At 66.3% G+C, this 17151-nt stretch carries 12 protein-coding genes and 2 pseudogenes; 4 read left to right on the top strand and 10 right to left on the bottom strand.

Translation table 11 applies throughout. From position 1 onward, the window contains the following. Position 1: 1 nt before the first annotated feature. From ACIP79_RS41115 to ACIP79_RS41090, 6 genes are all read right to left on the bottom strand, one after another. Complete coding sequence (locus tag ACIP79_RS41115) at positions 2-1360, bottom strand: protoporphyrinogen/coproporphyrinogen oxidase (protein WP_401232757.1); 1359 nt, start codon at positions 1358-1360, stop codon at positions 2-4. Positions 1361-1769: 409 nt separating this feature from the next. Continuing rightward, positions 1770-2855 (bottom strand): hypothetical protein, encoded by a 1086-nt coding sequence (locus tag ACIP79_RS41110; RefSeq protein WP_401232754.1) that lies wholly within the window; start codon positions 2853-2855, stop codon positions 1770-1772. 345 nt (positions 2856-3200) lie between these two features. Then, positions 3201-4178 carry a 4-hydroxy-3-methylbut-2-enyl diphosphate reductase gene (locus ACIP79_RS41105; RefSeq protein ID WP_401232751.1) on the bottom strand — a complete coding sequence of 326 codons (978 nt, stop codon included), beginning with the start codon at positions 4176-4178 and terminating at the stop codon, positions 3201-3203. After that, entirely contained in the window at positions 4175-5215 is a 1041-nt protein-coding gene (locus ACIP79_RS41100; RefSeq protein ID WP_401232748.1) for a polyprenyl synthetase family protein, read from the bottom strand. Before ACIP79_RS41100 ends, ACIP79_RS41105 begins: the two co-directional genes overlap by 4 nt. Beyond that, positions 5212-6351, bottom strand: a complete 1140-nt coding sequence (gene ispG, locus ACIP79_RS41095; protein ID WP_401232745.1) for a flavodoxin-dependent (E)-4-hydroxy-3-methylbut-2-enyl-diphosphate synthase — start codon at positions 6349-6351, stop codon at positions 5212-5214. Before ispG ends, ACIP79_RS41100 begins: the two co-directional genes overlap by 4 nt. Beyond that, complete coding sequence (locus ACIP79_RS41090) at positions 6348-8222, bottom strand: 1-deoxy-D-xylulose-5-phosphate synthase (protein ID WP_401232742.1); 1875 nt, start codon at positions 8220-8222, stop codon at positions 6348-6350. Before ACIP79_RS41090 ends, ispG begins: the two co-directional genes overlap by 4 nt. An 891-nt stretch (positions 8223-9113) precedes the next feature. Here ACIP79_RS41090 and ACIP79_RS41085 point away from each other — a divergent pair. From ACIP79_RS41085 to ACIP79_RS41075, 3 genes are all read left to right on the top strand, one after another. After that, a complete protein-coding gene (locus ACIP79_RS41085) occupies positions 9114-9347 on the top strand; it encodes a hypothetical protein (RefSeq protein WP_401232739.1) in 234 nt (77 codons plus the stop codon). 121 nt (positions 9348-9468) lie between these two features. Then, positions 9469-10902 carry an ABC1 kinase family protein gene (locus tag ACIP79_RS41080; protein WP_401232736.1) on the top strand — a complete coding sequence of 478 codons (1434 nt, stop codon included), beginning with the start codon at positions 9469-9471 and terminating at the stop codon, positions 10900-10902. 192 nt (positions 10903-11094) lie between these two features. Then, positions 11095-11265 (top strand): hypothetical protein, encoded by a 171-nt coding sequence (locus ACIP79_RS41075; RefSeq protein WP_401232733.1) that lies wholly within the window; start codon positions 11095-11097, stop codon positions 11263-11265. A 477-nt stretch (positions 11266-11742) separates the two neighbouring features. Here ACIP79_RS41075 and ACIP79_RS41070 read toward each other — a convergent pair. Together ACIP79_RS41070 and ACIP79_RS41065 are read right to left on the bottom strand one after the other, a co-directional pair. Then, positions 11743-12046: pseudogene (locus ACIP79_RS41070) on the bottom strand (hypothetical protein); the annotation flags it as partial. A 1830-nt stretch (positions 12047-13876) separates the two neighbouring features. Continuing rightward, positions 13877-14564 (bottom strand): annotated as a pseudogene (locus ACIP79_RS41065) (DUF2637 domain-containing protein); the annotation flags it as partial. Between the two features lie 705 nt (positions 14565-15269). Between ACIP79_RS41065 and ACIP79_RS41060 the strand changes: the two are divergent. Continuing rightward, on the top strand, positions 15270-15599 hold the full coding sequence (locus tag ACIP79_RS41060) for a hypothetical protein (RefSeq protein ID WP_401232730.1): 330 nt from the start codon (positions 15270-15272) through the stop codon (positions 15597-15599). 172 nt (positions 15600-15771) lie between these two features. On the opposite strand, the gene ACIP79_RS41055 is transcribed toward ACIP79_RS41060, so the two are convergent. Both ACIP79_RS41055 and ACIP79_RS41050 read right to left on the bottom strand, forming a co-directional pair. After that, the gene (locus ACIP79_RS41055; protein WP_401232727.1) at positions 15772-16188 is read right to left on the bottom strand and encodes a hypothetical protein; all 417 of its coding nucleotides are present in this window, start codon (positions 16186-16188) and stop codon (positions 15772-15774) included. A gap of 83 nt (positions 16189-16271) precedes the next feature. After that, positions 16272-17135, bottom strand: a complete 864-nt coding sequence (locus ACIP79_RS41050) for a hypothetical protein (protein ID WP_401232724.1) — start codon at positions 17133-17135, stop codon at positions 16272-16274. Positions 17136-17151 lie beyond the last annotated feature (16 nt).

Genomic DNA, 17151 nt, shown 5'->3' with positions numbered 1-17151 from the left:
CTCAATGAAACGGCGAGGTTAGGGCGGTGGATATGCTCAAGGCGGCAGTTTCGCCAGAGGCGAGTGCAGAGTTCGTGGAACCGAAGGAGTAGTAGTCGCCGGCCAGAGCGATCCTTGATGTGCGTGAAAGGCTACCCAGTCCGTGCCTGAGTTCAGCAATGCTGCCGGGATGAGTGAGGGGAACACACGGTCGGCAACGCGAGACCGAGGTCATTTCGATCTGCTCAGCCATACTGGGAAACAGCCTCAGCCTTTCCAGGTCTCGCAGTGCGGCGGCAACGATCTGCTCATCTGGGAGATGGAAGAGTGCCTCGCTCTGCTTCGTCGGCCAGTACAGGGTGATCAGTGCTTTGCCGTCCGGGGCTCTTCCTGGTGCGCGGTTGTGGTCGAGGCACACGCCAAGCCCTTCGGGGAACTCTCGCCGCGGTACGAAGATCCACATGGCAGGTTCGGCTGGCCGCCGGGAGAGGCCGAAGGACACGTGCAGGCATGTGGAATAGCGCAGTCGGGACAGATAGGTGCGCATCGCGGCGGGCAGGCCCGTCCAGATGCCAGCGACGGCCGGCCCAGGGAGCGCAATGACACAAGCAGAAATGGTCTCCTGTCGCTCTTGGCTGTCCGGCCCTTCATAAATGAGTGTGACGCCGTCGTGGTGTTCCTCCACTGATGTCACCCGCGTGCCGAAGCGGACGTCGAGCTGTTTCGCAAGGCCGCGTGGGAGGAACGAAACACCGGTGGGAGAGTTGAAGTACCCGGTCCCCAGCGCCTCTCGGGTAGCCAGGAATACGTGCGCCATGGACAGTTCTTCAGGGGGCGCAAAATAGTAGTTCACGCTCAAGGGCTCGATGACATAGTCGAAGAGTTCCTGATTGAGGCACCGGCTGGCGTAGACGGTGCAGGCCTCGTCTGCTTCGTATGCCTTTGACAGGTTCCGGAAGTTGATACGGTCGCCTATCCGTCTGGCGTCGGCGGCGAGCCTGAGGAGCCGCAGTTTGCTGCCGACGGAAAGTACTTTGGTTCTGAGCAGGTCCGTCAGTGCGTGCCGGCCGATGCGGTGTACCTTGCCGTCCCTGAGGAAGCCGTAGGTGTCGCCTGAGGGAACGGTTTGATCGCCGAGGCCGGCGTCTTGGATGAGGCGCCGCATTTCGTGGTAGGAGTTCGGGAGCATCGCGGCTCCGATATCGATGCGGTATCCGTTGATCTCCTCGGTCCACATGCGTCCGCCTACATGCTGAGAGCTTTCCAGTACCTTCACCTCGAAACCGGCTTGTTGGAGTCGGAAGCCTGCGGAAAGGCCGGCGATCCCGGCTCCTACGACAACTACCCGTTTCCGTGGCACGGATTTGGTGTGTGGTTCCATTGTTGGCTTTGGACTGTCGCTCATATCGGCTCTCAGGGGTGCGGAAGGGTGTGGGGCCTGGCCAGGGGTGCGGGTCGCGTCATGCCTCATTGCTGGAACGGAATGAGGCGGGCGGGCAAGCTGCGGATCGGGCAGCGCTGAGGCGACGGCCGCCCGGCCGCCCTTGGGGAGCAGGCGCGGCGTTGTCGTGATGTCTCCGAGGTAGGTCCCGCCCGGTGCTGCGTCGCCAACGAGGGCGGCCGCGGTGCGGCTACTTCGACGCTGCTTGGCCGCAACCCGTGTCGTGGTGGCGGGCTGCATAAGTGTGTTCATCCCACTCGGGCCATAGGGGAAGTGGAACTTCTGTGTGTCGAGGCGGTATGTTTCTCAGCCCGGCAGTGGAACTTTGCTCGCCCTGTGCTGCCGACCCCTACGGGTTGAGTAGTTCCCACCACCACGCAATAGGAGCAGGCTTCTCCTCAAACACACGGGTTTGTGTCGAGGTGATGTCGTGGAGCGCTGTTTCGGGGCGGACGACTGGACTGTCTGCTTGATCGGGCAGGTCTAGCACCGTGGTGTAGCGAGGGAGGGCACGTTGCCACTCATAGGTGCCGCGGACCAGATTAGCCATCTGGTCGGTGTATTGACGCATGGCGGAGGACGCATTTTTGCGTAACCGCTGACGCATGGCGACGAAGAACTCCATGACAGTTTCGAGCAGGGTGCATGCCTTGTATGTGGCCTCCTGGGCGGACAGGGAGTGCTGTACGGCGAGGATGTGGATGATGTTCGATTCAAGGGATTGCTGATGGTGTTCGCGTGTGTAGGAGGTGAGGTCGGTGGGGATCGTCAGCAAGATTCCGGCGGCCTGGGTGAAAGCCTGCACTTCGGGACGGACGCGTTCGTGCGCGGGAAGCACCGTGCCGTCGGCTACTTCGATCAGGTGGCCTGCCAGGATCGCGGCTCCGTCCATGGGGCGGATGATCAGGTGGTCTTCCATGGTGCGTACGGTGTCGGCGGACCGGTCGCTGACGCCGCACATGGTGCCGATCGTCCACTCGTAGTGGGCGAGGGCGCAGAGGTGGGCCAAGGAGGGTTCGGCGAGGGTGTAGATGCGTCGCATGAGGTCGGCCAGAGTGGCGGCGAACGCGTCGAAGGCCATGTCCCCCGTCGGAGCGGTGACCGGGTAAACGGCGCGCGTCATCATGCGAGCGGTGATGGTGTTGAAAGTGGCCGGCCGTGCGGCGTGGGGGCCGGCGTCGCAGTAGTAGTCGTCGTACAGCAGGGCCCACATGAGCCAGTCGGACAGGAGTTGGACTCCGTCGTCCGTCCCGTCCGGTGCCCAGCTGCAGGCCAGGAATCCGGTGTCGGTGGCGGTCGCTCGCTGGAGTGATCGTTCGTCGATCCCGTGGCGTTCCAGCCAGGAGAGAGTGCGGGCGTCGATGGTTGCCACTGCGTCTCTCACGCGGAGATCGAGCGGGCACCACAGCGGCGGGATCTGGATGGGGTGGGTCATGTTCCTGGCGGTTCCTTCCTGGCGGGGAGTGGTGCAGCGTCCGTGGTCCGGGGTGTCTTGTGCTGTGATCGGATGGCAGTTCAGGTGCCGAAGAGGGACTCCGTGTCCGGAAGTTGCCTCGACGTTGCGTATTCGGGGCGGTAAGTACGCTGTCGTCGTGTGCGATAGATCTGACCCGTGTCGTTGACGCGGGAGCTTTCAGGTGTGTGTCGCGGGACTCACCTGTCTGTTGGCAACGCAGCCATGGCGGCGGCCGCAGCGGGGGAGGGGAGCCGTCCGGGGCGTGTTGATGCGTTCGTGAGGCGGAGAGAGGCCGCTGAGGACGCGGGAGCCGCCGTAGCGGTGTCATCGCAGGTTGCGGCGGAGCTCGTGGGGCAGGGCGAAGGTGATGGACTCGTCGGCGGTCGTCACGATCTCCGCGTCGTCGTAGCCGCGTTCGGCGAGCCACTGGAGGACGCCGTCGACCAGGACGTCGGGAGCGGAGGCACCGGAGGTCAGTCCGACTGTTGTGACGTCTTCGAGCCAGGCGTCGTCGATTTTCTCGGCGTTGTCCACCAGGTGGGCGGCGGGCGCGCCGGCCTCGAGGGCGACCTCGACCATCCGGACGGAGTTGGAGGAGTTCTTGGAGCCGACGACGATGATGAGATCGGCGTCCTCGGCTAGCTTCTTCACCGCGGTTTGGCGGTTCTGTGTGGCGTAGCAGATGTCGTCACTGGGCGGGGAGAGGAGGTTGGGGAACTTCGTTTTGAGGGCGTGGACCGTCTCCATGGTCTCGTCGACGGACAGGGTGGTCTGCGACAGCCACACGAGTTTGGATTCGTCGCGCACGGTCAGGTTCGCGACGTCCTCGGGCCCGTCGACCAGGGTCATTTGCTCGGGCGCCTCGCCGAACGTTCCGATGACTTCCTCGTGTCCGTCGTGGCCGATGAGAAGGATGCTGTAGCCCTCCCGTGCGTAGCGGACGGCTTCTTTGTGGACCTTGGTGACCAGCGGGCAGGTTGCGTCAATCGTCGCGAGGTTCCGTTCGGCGGCTTCGACGTGGACGGCTGGAGCAACGCCGTGTGCGGAGAACATCACGATGGAGCCTTCGGGCACCTCGTCCGTCCTGTCGACGAAGATCGCACCCTTCTTCTTGAGGGTCTGGACGACGTACTTGTTGTGCACAATCTCGTGGCGGACGTAGATGGGCGGCCCGTACTGCTCCAGGGCTTTCTCTACGGCGAGCACAGCGCGGTCGACACCCGCGCACCAGCCTCGGGGGGAGGCGAGCAGGACACGGCGGGATCGCGGAGCCGGCCCTGATGCTGCGGATGGTGTGGTCATGTAGTCCTCGCAGTGGCGCTGAAGGCTAGAGAACGCAGCTCGGCCGTGATGTGCGGTGGGAGGTCGGCGGTGTCCAGGGTGGTCAGTGCGCTCTGGCGCCGGTGGGCGATCATGTCTTCCACGGCGGTGCGGGCGCCGGTGTCAGTCAGGACGATGCGTACCTGGTCGGCATCGTCGTGGGTCAGGCGCGGGTTACCGACGTGGCGGCGCAGGGTACGGTGCTGGGCAGGGGTGGCGTTTTGCAGGCCGAGAGCCATCAGGACGGTGGCTTTGCCTTCCCGGAGGTCGTCCAGGGCCGGTTTGCCGGTGTCGCCCGGGTTGCCGAAGACGCCTAGGAGGTCGTCGCGTAGCTGGAAAGCTTCGCCCACAGGTATGCCGTACGAGGTCAGGGTAGGTGTGCAGGTGTTACTGCCGGGGATACTGGCGAGGGCTGCCCCGAGCAGTAGGGGGCCCTCGACGGTGTATTTCGCGGTTTTGTACCGAGTGATCGCCAGTGCTGGGTCGGGGTCGGCGGTGGGCTGTCCGGAGTGGGAGATGTCGAGGTACTGCCCGTAGATGGTGTCGGCGCGCAGGGTGTTGGCGATGGGCAGGGCCGTAGCGAGCTGAGCTGGGGTGAGGCCGGCGCTGTGGAGGAGGTCGTCGGCGAAGACGAGGGCGAGGTCGCCGATGAGGATGGCGGCTTCGGTACTGACCTGGCGGTGGACGGTGGGCTGGCCGCGGCGGGTGTCCGAGGCGTCGATGATGTCGTCGTGGATGAGGGCGAAGGCATGGAACATCTCCAGGGACGCCGCAGCCTTGATGACCGGGCCGGGGGCCCCGGTGCCACCCGCGGCCTGCCAGCCGGCCACGCACAGTACCGGGCGGATGCGTTTGCCCCCTGAACTGAGGAAACCGCTCAGCGCCTGGGCTGCTTGCTGCGGCAGGCCCCGATGGTGTGCGCTGCGGGACTGATCGGCCAGGAAGTCGGTGAGCGTGGCGTTCACTGCGCGACGGATAGCATCCTGGTCGAAGACGATGGCAGGGGCTTGAGCGCTCATGCTTTCCCCTCCTCTTCACCAGCAGCATGGGCGAGTTGTTCGCCCATGCGCATCGCTTCTTCGACGAGGGCATCGACGATCTTCGACTCGGGGACGGATTTGACGACCTTGCCCTTGACGAAGATCTGGCCCTTGCCGTTGCCGGAGGCGACGCCGAGGTCGGCTTCGCGGGATTCGCCGGGCCCGTTGACGACACAGCCCATGACCGCGACGCGCAGCGGATAGGGGAAGCCGTCCAGGGCGGCGCTGACGCGTTCGGTGAGGGCGTAGACGTCGACCTGGGCGCGGCCGCAGGAGGGGCAGGAGACGATTTCCAGCTGGCGGGCGCGCAGTCCGAGGGACTGAAGGATCTGCAGGCCGGCCTTGACCTCTTCGACGGGGGGCGCGGTGAGGGAGACGCGGATGGTGTCGCCGATGCCCTCGTTGAGGAGGATCGCGAAGGCGGCGGCGGACTTGATGGTGCCCTGCGGGGGTGGGCCTGCTTCCGTGACGCCCAGGTGCAGGGGGTAGTCGCAGGCGGCGGCAAGGCGTCGGTAGGCGGCGACCATGGTCATCGGGTCGTGGTGTTTGACGGAGATCTTGAGGTCGGTGAAGCCGTGCTCCTCGAACAGGGAGCACTCCCACAGGGCGGACTCTGTCAGCGCCTCAGGGGTGGCCTTGCCGTACTTGGCCAGCAGCCGCCGGTCCAGGCTGCCGGCGTTGACGCCGATACGGATCGGTGTCCCGGCCGCGGTGGCGGCTTTCGCGATCTCTTTGACTTTGTCGTCGAAGGCTTTGATGTTGCCGGGGTTGACACGGACCGCGGCGCAGCCGGCGTCCAGGGCGGCGAAGACGTAGCGGGGCTGGAAGTGGATGTCCGCGATGACGGGAATCTTCGACTTCGCGGCGATCGCAGGCAGCGCGTCGGCGTCGTCCTGTGAGGGCACCGCGACCCGCACGATCTCGCAGCCGGCCGCGGTCAGTTCGGCGATCTGCTGCAGCGTAGCGTCCACGTTCGCGGTGGAGGTGGTGGTCATGGACTGTACGGAGACCGGTGCGCCGCCGCCTACTGGGACATCGGCGACGTGGATTTGCCGACAGCGGCGGCGCACCGGCGTGGCGGGGGTGGCAGGCAGGGGGAGGTCGACGGCGGTCATGGCGGGCTCCCGTCGGTGGTGGGGGTGTGCTCGAGGGGTTTGCCGGCGCGGGCGCGCAGGATCGCGTAGGTGATCTGCGGGGCCGTCAGGCCGGCGTTGGCCAGCAGCTGGTCGCGGGGGCCGTGCGGGAGGAAGGCGCGGGGCAGCCCCAGGTTGAGGATCGGGGTGGTGATGGCGTTGTCGTGCAGGTGCTGGGTGAGGGTGCTGCCGAGTCCGCCGGTGCGGGAGTTGTCTTCCACGGTGACCACCAGCCGGTGCCGGGCGGCCAGCTCGAGCAGTTCCGGTGTGACCGGGGTGACCCAGCGCGGGTCGGCGACGCTGACCCCGATGCCCTGCTCGGTCAGCTGGGCGGCTGCCTGCAGGCACATGGGCGCGACGGGTCCGTAGGCGACGAGGAGTACGTCGCGGATCCCGGACTCCGCCAGGACGTCCACGCTGCCGGCGCTGCGTACGGCCTCCACGTATGGGCTAGCTGTCCCTTTGGGGAAGCGGAGGGCGGTGGGTCCCGCGTACGCGGTGGCTTCGCGTAGCAGCGACCGCAGTTGACTGCTGTCGCGGGGGGCCGCGATGCGCAGGCCCGGGATCACACCGAGCAGGGAGGCGTCCCACATGCCGTGGTGCGAGGCGCCGTCGGGGCCGGTGATGCCGGCCCGGTCCAGGACGAAGGTGACCGGCAGCCGGTGCAGGGCCACGTCCATGAGGACCTGGTCCGCAGCCCGGGTGAGGAAGGTGGAGTAGAGGGCGACGACGGGGTGGAAGCCGCCCATCGCCAGACCTGCCGCCGAGGTGACGGCGTGCTGTTCGGCGATTCCGACGTCGAAGACCCGCTCGGGATGCTTGACCGCCATCGGGTACAGGCCAGTGGGACGCAGCATCGAGGCGGTGACAGCGACCAGGTCCTCGCGTTCGTCGGCCAGCTCGAGCAGGGCCTGGCCAAAGACGCTGGTCCACGATGCGGCGGGCGGGCCGGTGGTGGGGGCGGGTTTGCCGGTGACCGCGTCCACGGTGCCGACCGCGTGCAGGCAGTCGGCCTCATCGCCCTCGGCCGGCCCGAATCCCCAGCCTTTGACGGTCACTGCGTGGACGAGCACCGGCCGCCGCAGGGCGCGGGCCTGGTCCAGGACATCCTGCAGGGCACCGGTGTCGTGGCCGTCGACGGGCCCCAGGTAGGTGAAGCCGAGCTGAGTGAACAGATTCGAACCTGCCTCGTCCGCGACGCTGGTGTGGGCGCCGGGGTGCTTGAGCGTGTGCAGGTGGTTGGCCAGAGCCCCGGTGGTGGGGGCGTAGGAGCGGCCGTTGTCGTTGAGAACCACGACCACCTGGCGCTCGCTGGCGCCGATGTTGTTGAGTGCTTCCCAGGCCATGCCGCCGGTCATGGCTCCGTCCCCGATGACGGCGACCACCGACCGGTTGTGGCGTCCGCGCAGTTCGTTGGCCTTGGCCAGGCCGTCGGCGTAGGAAAGGGATGTGGAGGCGTGCGAGTTCTCACACCAGTCGTGCACCGACTCGGCGCGTGAGGGATATCCGGACAGTCCTCCATCCTGGCGCAGGCGGTCGAAGCCGGCGGCGCGGCCGGTGAGGATCTTATGGACGTAGGCCTGGTGGCCGGTGTCGAAGAGGATCGCGTCACAGGGCGAGTCGAAGACGCGGTGCAGGGCGATGGTCAGTTCCACCACGCCCAGATTCGGTCCCAGATGCCCGCCAGCCGCACAGACCTTCTCTATCAGGAACGTGCGGATGTCCTGGGCCAGGGCTGCCAGCTGTCGGCTCGGCAGGGCGCGCACGTCATGCGGGCCGCCGAGAGTCGTCAGGTGCGCGCCCTCAAGCGCTGTGGCCGGGTTGGTTGCGGGTGACTCGGGGAGCGCCGTCATGCTGCCGTCCGGTCCCCGGTTGCGTGGCCTGACGCTGCAGACGTGCCTAACCAGGTTCGGAGTGGGGGCCGAAGGGGGCAGCGCCACGATGAGAGCGTGCACGGCGACGGGTGGATGCCGTGAGAGGGCATGGCAGTGGAGGACATGAGCAGAGGGTTCCTTCCGCAGCAGGCAAGCATCCGGAGTCGCAAGGGCTGTTAAGGCTGCGTAACTCCGAGTTGTGTGGGGGGAGCGCTTTTTACAAGTGCCCCTGTTCGGGATGTGTCAGTGCCGCAGTTGTGGGCGCACTTGAAGCACCCGGCGTAATCAGCGCCGGTCACACGCTTGTTCCGCCCGCTGTGCGCCATAACGGAGGCGGCTCGGTAGAGGCATCGGTCACCAGTGATCCCAGCTGTCTCAGCATGATGCTCCGACGTGCACTGTCTGCACGATTCGCCGCGCATCCCTCACGCACGGCGCCGACCACACCTGCTACAGCAGCATGACTGGAGTTCGGATCGTTTCTTCTGGTCTGTTTCAACACTGTCGGACAGTGCCGAACCCCGCCGCGCACGCCAGGTGGACGGAGCCGTCTCAGCACCACATCGCGTCCGGCCAGTGGCTTGCGCGCCGGTGATACCGCAGGACCCGCGCGCTCCCCCGGGGTGCTGCGCGCACTCCCGCCGCAGGGGTTGCCCTCGCAACCGTGGGTGCCGAATGGTTGAAATGAGCGATCTACGGACCAGGTAGCAGAACCCTGGGCACCTCTGGCCGCCAGCGGGCCACGGTGCCGTCTTCCGCAAAACACCAGAGGTGTGACGCTCTTTCGCCGCCGTCGCTGACGGGGGTGTTGAGACGGCCGTCGGCCGGCACCACATCGAAGCGCAGCATGCGCAGAGGAGAAAACCTTTCATGTCCAAACGGCGGAAAAACCTCATCGACGACGTCCTGGACCGGGCAAGCGACGTCGGTCGCGACTCACGCGACATGACACGTCGAGCGCTCACCGGGAAGAAAAGGAAGGAGAAGAAGAGCACTCGCAAGCTGGTGAAGCGCAACAACCGAGCGATCGAGGCGCTCGTGGTGCAACTCGATCAGTACGTCAAGCACGATCGCCAGAAGGAGAGGAGCGGCAACGCCGGCTGAGGGCGCGCGCCTGCGAGCCCTCCGCACGTCGGCCTCAGGCTGCAAGGAAAGGCAGGCCGGGGTGGCTGAACGTCGCACACGACACACAGCTCAGGCACTAGCCCGGCTCGGACTGCAGGAAGTGTCCCGGGCCACCGGCCACCGCCGCATCCGGGCTGGCCACGTTGCGGAGGGAAGCACCGAGCAGCAACGGGCGCGGGCGATCCGCGAGGCCCTGGAACAGCTCGGACCCCTGTATGTGAAGATCGGCCAGATCCTCTCCACCAGACCGGACTTCGTACCGGATTACGTGCGCGAGGAACTCGCGCTGCTAACTGACCAGGCCACTGTGCGACCCTTCGCGACCTTCGTGCCGGCACTGGAGGCGGAGCTCGGAGAGGGCTGGCGCGAGGCGTTCAGTTCGTTCGAGACCGACCGGCCGCTGGGAGCTGCCTCCCTCGCACAGGTCTATCGCGCCACACGCAGGGACGGCACCCCGTGCGTCGTGAAGATCCAGCGGCCCGGATCGCATGGGACCGTGCTCGGCGACATGGCCGTCCTGCGCCGCGTCACCCGCGTCATCGGCCGCGTGGCGCCACGGTTCAACGAGGTCATCGACACCGGAGCGATGCTTGACGTCATCTTCCGGGCCATGAGCGATGAGCTGGACTTCACGCGGGAAGCCGCCAACATGAAAGACGCCCGGAGGGCCGCGAAGGAATTCAAGACGATCAAGGTGCCCAAAGCACTCCTCGCCACTCCGCGGGTGCTCATCCAGACCCTTGCCGACGGGCAGGCCGCCCACCGGCTCAAGGACAACGAGCTGCGCCGCAAGCAGCGCAAAAAGATGGCCAGAGAGTTCGTCGCCTACATGCTCAAGGGATTCTTCGTCGACCGGACCTTCCACGCTGACCCGCACCCCGGCAACGTACTGGTCAGCCCGGACGGGAAAGCCCACGTCATCGACTGGGGGATGGTGGGCCGCATCGACCGCAGCATCAGCGCCGCAATGCTCGGCACGATGATCGGCATGGCCTACAACGACGGGCCGGCACTCGCGCAGTCCTGGATCCAGATGGGCTCCACCACCCCCTGGAGCGACATCGGCGGCTTCACCTCCGACATCACACGCTTCGTTCCACACATCACCAACGCCTCCCTGGCGGAACTGAACTTCGGCGTCGCCCTCACCTCGGTCCTCACCTTCTCCACCAACCGAGGCATCCAGACCTCACCCAACGTCTCAATCCTGGGCAAAGCCGTCGCCAACATGGAAGGCACCGTCCGGCACATCCACCCGAGCCTGAAACTGGCCGACAGCATCCGCGATGTCCTCAAGGACATCCTGCTGGACATGGCCCGGGACATCGCCTCACCCGAACAACTCGCGCAGTACGGCCTGCACGCCCTGCATGCCCTCACCCACGGTCCCGGCGAGGGAACACGCGTACTCAACGACATAGCCGACCGTCAGCTCACCGTGCACAACCACACCCGCCTCAGCGACAACCGGGCCAGCCGAACAGCGTTCGCTCTCATGCTGCTGGCCCTCGGGCACCGCCACCGGCCGGGCTGACACTCTTCTCGCGATCGGCCCTGCCCGACACCAACCCGACGCGCGAACCGTACGGGTGCTGCGCCGCTTTTTCGGTCCCCGAACCGCACTACAACGGTGGGCGGACACAGCCGACACAACGTCCTGGCATCCTCGGCCCTTCGTCACGGCACCACCCGGACCGCCTCGCCGCCAGCAGAAGGAGAGAGGTTCATGCTGAGCCGTCCCCGCAGCCTTCTGTTCTGGCTCGTACTGATCATCCTGCTGTACATCATCGCCACCGCCCCCACCGAACTCGCCCACTTCGTCCTGTCCGTATGGCGCGGCGCCAAGGAGTTCTTCGACTCCTTGGACATCCTCATCCATACCCTCAAAACGTCCTGACCTCGGCACACGCCCCCGCCCGCGCCCGGCACGACTGCCGAGAAGAGGGAGCCCTCGTCATGCACACCCTTTTTACCCTGCCTCGTCTCCTGGTCGGCGCAGCCCTCACCGTCTCCGGATGCGCGCTTGCCCCCCCGGTCCCGCAGACCCCGCCGGTCCCGCAGAACCCGCCCTCTATCCGCGTCGACGTCCACCTACCCGACATTCACCCCTCCCCCACTGCTCCGGCGCCCCGTACAGCCCGCGCGTCACGGCAGTCGTCAGCCCCGCCCGCCGCCGAAGCACACCCAACTCCGCCCGCCGGCCCACCGCCCGCGCCGCAGCCCCCAGGACCGGCGAGCACACTGCTACCTCCGACCAGCGCCACCGCCCTCCCCTCCTGCCCGTCTACGGCCACCCCGTCCAACACCCCGCCCGCCCCGCCACTTACGGCCACCGCACCAGTGTCGTAGAGCAGTTCCGACGACTTCCTGCTACTACATGGTCCGCGAGCAGCACACTGAGTTTGTGGCCCGTGGTGGCACCGTTGCTCCTGGCGCGGACCACGTGGGTGCTCCGACCTGGCCGTAGGCACGCGAAGCGCGGGTGATCGTTCCCGTAGCGTTTGTCCTCAGTTCGGTTTCACCCAGGAGAGAGTCGAGCCCGACGGTGAGTTCTCAAGGAGACGATTGCCTGCAGCGTCGTAGATGTACGTGGTCTTCTTGCCGTCGTCCGTGATCGTGTTGAGTTTGTTCTCGGAAGTCCAGGTCAGGTCCTGGGTGGCGTCGGGGAGGTCGCAGACTTCGGTGCTATGCACGCCACTTGCCGACCGTGTGCTCCTCGACTCCGACCTGGCGCGCCACCTCCCGGTTGGCAGCACCGGATGCACACGCACGGACGATCCGGCACCGCAGAGCCAACGCCTGCGACGTCGACCGTCGACGAACCAACTCCTCCAACCGGCCACGTTCCTGAGCGGTCAACACCAACGCAGCCTTCGGCCGCCCCATCCGAGCCATGAACAGACCCTATTCATGAAACGAATTCCTGACTCAGGACCCTAGCGGTGGTTTGTTGACGGCGGGCTCGGGCGGGAGTAGGCCGTGAGGTGAAGGCGTCAACTACGGTCTAGAGAGCCTGAAATGACGAAGCGGCTGCCGTGTCCTTCCGCGCCGGGTCCGCTGGAAGCGTACGCCGCCGGCTTCGATGATCTTTTCGGCACGCTGGCCCAGCGGCGAGGGTTTCGTGAGTACCTGGCTGGCCTGTTGCTGACCCGGGACCGCAACAAGACGCTCACCACATATCGGCACACTCGTCGTCCGCGCGGTCGCTCCATGAGAGCTGGGGTCACCCGCACGCGCGCGGGGATGGTCCCAAATCTGGACCGATGTCTTGTGGCAGCGTTCGGCCGTCGCCGTCGCCGTCGTCGCCGGGTTCAGCTCATGCGGCACGTCTGCGCTCATCGAGGTACGCGAGATCTGATGGTTGGCTGCCCTCTGCTTTTCTCGCCCGGGTCACACCTGGGGTGAGCTGGCCGACGGACTCCACGAGGCGCTTTGGTGTGGTCGGATAGCTGGCTCATGCTCGGCACCGCAGTGGTGGCTCAGGGTGTGCCAGCGGCGTTCGAATCCGGCGAGGCGTCGTTCAAGGTCAGCCGTCTGAATGGGTCTGTTGTACTGCGCGGTTACGCCGCGTTCGGCAAGGACTTTAATGACGTGGTCGAGGATGGGGCTAGGCGTAGTGGCCCGGAGTTCAGCCCATACGGTGTAGATCCGAAATTCCAGAAGATAGCGGGTGAGAGTCTTCTGCTTGATGGGATGGCCGTCACGGTCGACGGTGTGCTGCTCGGCGAGGCTCGTCGATAGCTCGCTGCCGTTCGGCTCCCGGCCGTACCGCTGCTGGAGGCGCCGCCAGGCCAGAAAGTACTGGTCAACTGTGCTGAGGCTAGGGCCAGATGCTGCGGACTGATCAGTTTCCGGTCTCGGTCCAGGGGCGGTCTCGGTATTGCTCAGGCCGTGCCCGGCGGGGTCAGTTGTATGAGGAAGGAGCTCGCGTTCGGTTCTCGTGGAGTTCGGGGACGCGGTGACCGGCGGTGGGTGGTTGCTTTCGGAGCTCGCCTCGCGAAGCTTCTGGGGATCAATGCTACTGGCGAACTCGTCCTTCTCATGGGCGGGCAAGGGAGGGCTGGCCGCGCCTGCCGCGCCTTCGTTATCGGAGACAGGCACGCTCGGCCTTGAAATTTCCGGATACAGGTTGAATTGCTCAACTGCCGGGATCGAGGGCTGTTCCACCTCCTGTTCTCGGGTGGACGAGGAGGCCGGCCCAGCGGACGAAAAGTCACCAGCTGCCCCAACGGCTGATAGGTGCACGTCCTCAGTCTCGGGGCGGGAAACCGCGGCGTGCTGGGTCTCGGGCAGGGTTTGCTGCTCGTCGTGCTCCTGGGGGTTCTGGTCTGATGCGTGCGGGAAGCCGTAGCCGTCGTGGGCGAGGGTTTCGTGGGGAGTGAGGGCGGCGATCCAGGGGTTGTCGTCTTTCGGGGCTGCGTCCGTGGAGGGTTGGAACTGGTCGGCGGCCGTTGCCACGGACTGCTTCAGAGCTGAAAGGGGTGTCGTTTCGATCGGTGTCGTGCCCGCCGGTGCGAGGGGTAGCAGCACGGGTTTGATGCTGGCCGCCGCGAGGCCTGCGGGGGCTGTCTGGGCGAGCGGGATGCCGTACTTCGCGAGTCGCAGTGGCATCAGGGACTCCACCGGGGCCTTGCGGCGCCAGGCGCGGCCGTAGCGGGAGCGCATCCGGGCCTGGTAGACGAGCCGTTCCTGCTCCAGTTTGATGACCTGTTCGTAGGAGCGCAGCTCCCACAGTTTCATCCGGCGCCACAGCAGGAAGGTGGGGAGCGGGGACAGCATCCAGCGGGTGAGGCGGACGCCTTCCATGTGTTTGTCGGCCGTGATGTCGGCGATCCGGCCGATCGCGTGCCGGGCCGCCTCGACGGAGACCACGAACAGGATCGGGATCACGGCGTGCATGCCGACGCCGAGCGGGTCGGGCCAGGCTGCCGCGCCGTTGAACGCGATCGTCGCCATGGTCAGCAGCCACGCCGTCTGGCGCAGCAGCGGGAAGGGGATCCTGATCCAGGTCAGGAGGAGGTCGAGGGCGAGCAGGACGCAGATGCCCGCGTCGATGCCGATCGGGAACACATAGCTGAAGTTCCCGAAGCCCTTCTCGATCGCGAGCTCGCGGACGGCCGCGTACGAACCGGCGAAGCCGATGCCCGCGATAACAATCGCACCGACAAGGACCGTTGCGATCAGTAGACGGTGCACCCGGCTGAACGTCACGGGGCCATCCCCGTGTCCTGCGTCGTCCTTGTGGTAGCGCCCGTGTCCTGTCGTTGCGTTCATACCGGGATGGCTCGCTGTGGGGAGTGCCTGGTGGGGCCCTGGCTGTGGAATGTGCAGGCCGCACAGGACTGTGCACCCTTGCTCAAGCAGGGGCGGGCAGTGTTGTCATCACCCAAGGGGTGGCGATACAGGGCCGGTTGGACGGCGAGGGATCGTGGGGCTGGCGAGCTCATCGGCTGTGTGCCTGTCCGGCGTGGGTGGGGCGCAGGAGGGTGTGGATGAGCTGTTCGGTCTCCAGTTCCAGCGAGAAGTCGAGGGCCCGGTTGACTTGCTGGACGCGGGCGATGTGTCGCGGCCCCTTGGAAGCGAGCAGCTCTTTGAGGCTGACCTGCGCATTGCTCAGTTCGATGAGCGGGGCGCATCAAAAGTTACTTACGGGTAGGTTTTGGGTCGTGTCGGTTGAGCCGATGTGACCTGCGGGTTTCTGGGATGTGCTCACTATGAGCGTCGACTGCTCAGGGTTGCTCGGTGGCCGGTAGTGGCGGTCGAAGGCAGGTGGGCTGGCTGGGGTCCCAGGGCACGACGGGTGGCAGCGGAGGGGTACCGCCGTCGGCACGGAACGCGTTGCGTGGGCCGAGGATGTGTTCCTGGTGCAGGCGGTGGGAGAGCGGAGCGTCGTCGAGGAGGTTGACCAGCCCGTCGCGGCCACATGGCGGCACGCTGCTGGACTTTGCGGCCAACCTCGGCATGCCCGCCGGCCAGCAAGGATTCTATCGCCGCGGTGAGCCGGGACGCGGCTTCGTTCAGGTGCAGGGGGGACACGGTGGTTGTGCCGCCGGAGTCGCCGCGTACATGGCACTTGGCGAAGAGGAAGTGATCGGCGGTTCGCGCGAGTTGGTCTTGGCGCCGTGCGTCGAACTCGTTGGCGTGGGTCAGGAAGGCGCGATTCGGTGCGAGCAAAGGCCACACGAGTTCCCGCGGCTGGTCGTCGTCCACGGGGACCGGGACGCTTCCTAGCGGGCGGCGGAGCAGGTCGAAGCCGCGCATTTCGTGCAGAGCGTGCGGTGTGAGCAGATCTCCCGGAACGCCGAGTGTTCCTGCCAGGGGCAGTTGGGAATCTGTTGTGTAGGTGAACGAGGCGAGCTGCCACCCGCCGATGTCGACGGGCGTCATCGAGGGTGAGGTTGGCTCAGAGGTACTCCCATTCGGGGAGCGGTGGACCGTACAGGTAGCCGACGGCCCGTTCCACGGCCTCGGCGATGCTGAACCGGTCACTGCTCGTCAGGGATTTCAGTGCGGTGCGTGCAGCCTGTGAGACCAGGCTTCTGGGCCCGGCACCGGGGTGCGGATCGTGCGGTTGCCGGGGAGTCCTGTCCACGTCAGCTGCTTCCGCGGCAGCGGCCGCATCAGGGAACTCGGTCTCCAGCAGGTAATCGAGCACCCGGCCGCGGGCCAGGGCTTTGGTGAGCGCGTTGAAGCGTCTTGCCCGTGTGGTGCCGGCCAACTGCCAGGACAACACCTTGATGTCTTGTGGCGTCATGCTGCGGAACCGCCGCAGAGCCCGCTCCAGTCCCTCCGGGAGATCCTGCCGCGCAACTGTCGTCATGGCGCCGACAGTAGGAGCCGTAGCCGATCAGCAGCCCTGGGACAGTCGTGCCCTCAAAGGTGTGGGCTCGGGAGTGCGGTTGCTCAGCCGGTGGCGGTCTTGGCGATCAGGTCCGCGAGTGGTTGTTGTGCGAGGTATCGAACGGCGGAGTGCGGTTCGGCGACGCCGTTGTGAACGGCTTCGTCGTGTACGTCCGGTGCGACGTGGGCCAGGCCACGTGACTGTGCGACGACGTCGCCGGCTGCGTGGAGGTTGAGCCACTCGATTCCCTGCGGGATCTGAAGGAGCCCGTCGTGGCCCAGGGCACGGCGAATGGTCGGCCAGGCCAGTGGAGAGCCGCAGGTGACAAGATGCTGCAGACCGTCCGGGCCAGGGCCGATGTCCTTGCGGGTCAGCATGTCGAACGCAATGACACTACCCAGGGAATGGGCGATGACCACTCGTGGACCGGGACGGTGCAGTTCTTCGGCGACCAGGTCCCGGATGGGGGAGCCGTAGCCCTCGTTGTCGTGGAGGTAGCGGTAGACCTGTCGAATCATCCGTAGCAGCCACCGCCCCGTGCCCCGGCCCGCTTTCTGGTCGACGGCCACCAGTACCTGGGCAAGGTGGCGGGGAACGTAGGGAACTCCGAGGCCGAGAGTGTCGACGGACAGGGAAGCGGTGTCGACGTCGCCCGGCAGGTAGGGATCGAGCGTGTCGAAGATGAAGGCCTCCTCCTCGTCCGTGACCGGGACCTCGTCTATCCACGTCTCATCCGCGCTGGGGCCCAGGTGCTGCGCCGGAGTGCGGAACAGGCGCCCGTAGTGCGACACCGTCAAGGGCGGGATGGGGCAGTGTGCCCCGTGATACCGCCGCAGCCCCCGGGCCAGGGCTCCGCCCCAGTCGGCGGAAAGCTTCACGGCGTTGGTGTTTCCCTGCCAGATGCCGTGGACACCCACGATGTGCATGCTCGCCCGCTCCCCG

The organism is Streptomyces sp. NPDC088747, assembly GCF_044751025.1.
Lineage (GTDB): Bacteria > Actinomycetota > Actinomycetes > Streptomycetales > Streptomycetaceae > Streptomyces.
The sequence above is the reverse complement of the archived record's forward strand: the minus strand, read 5'-3'. Positions and strand labels throughout refer to the sequence as shown.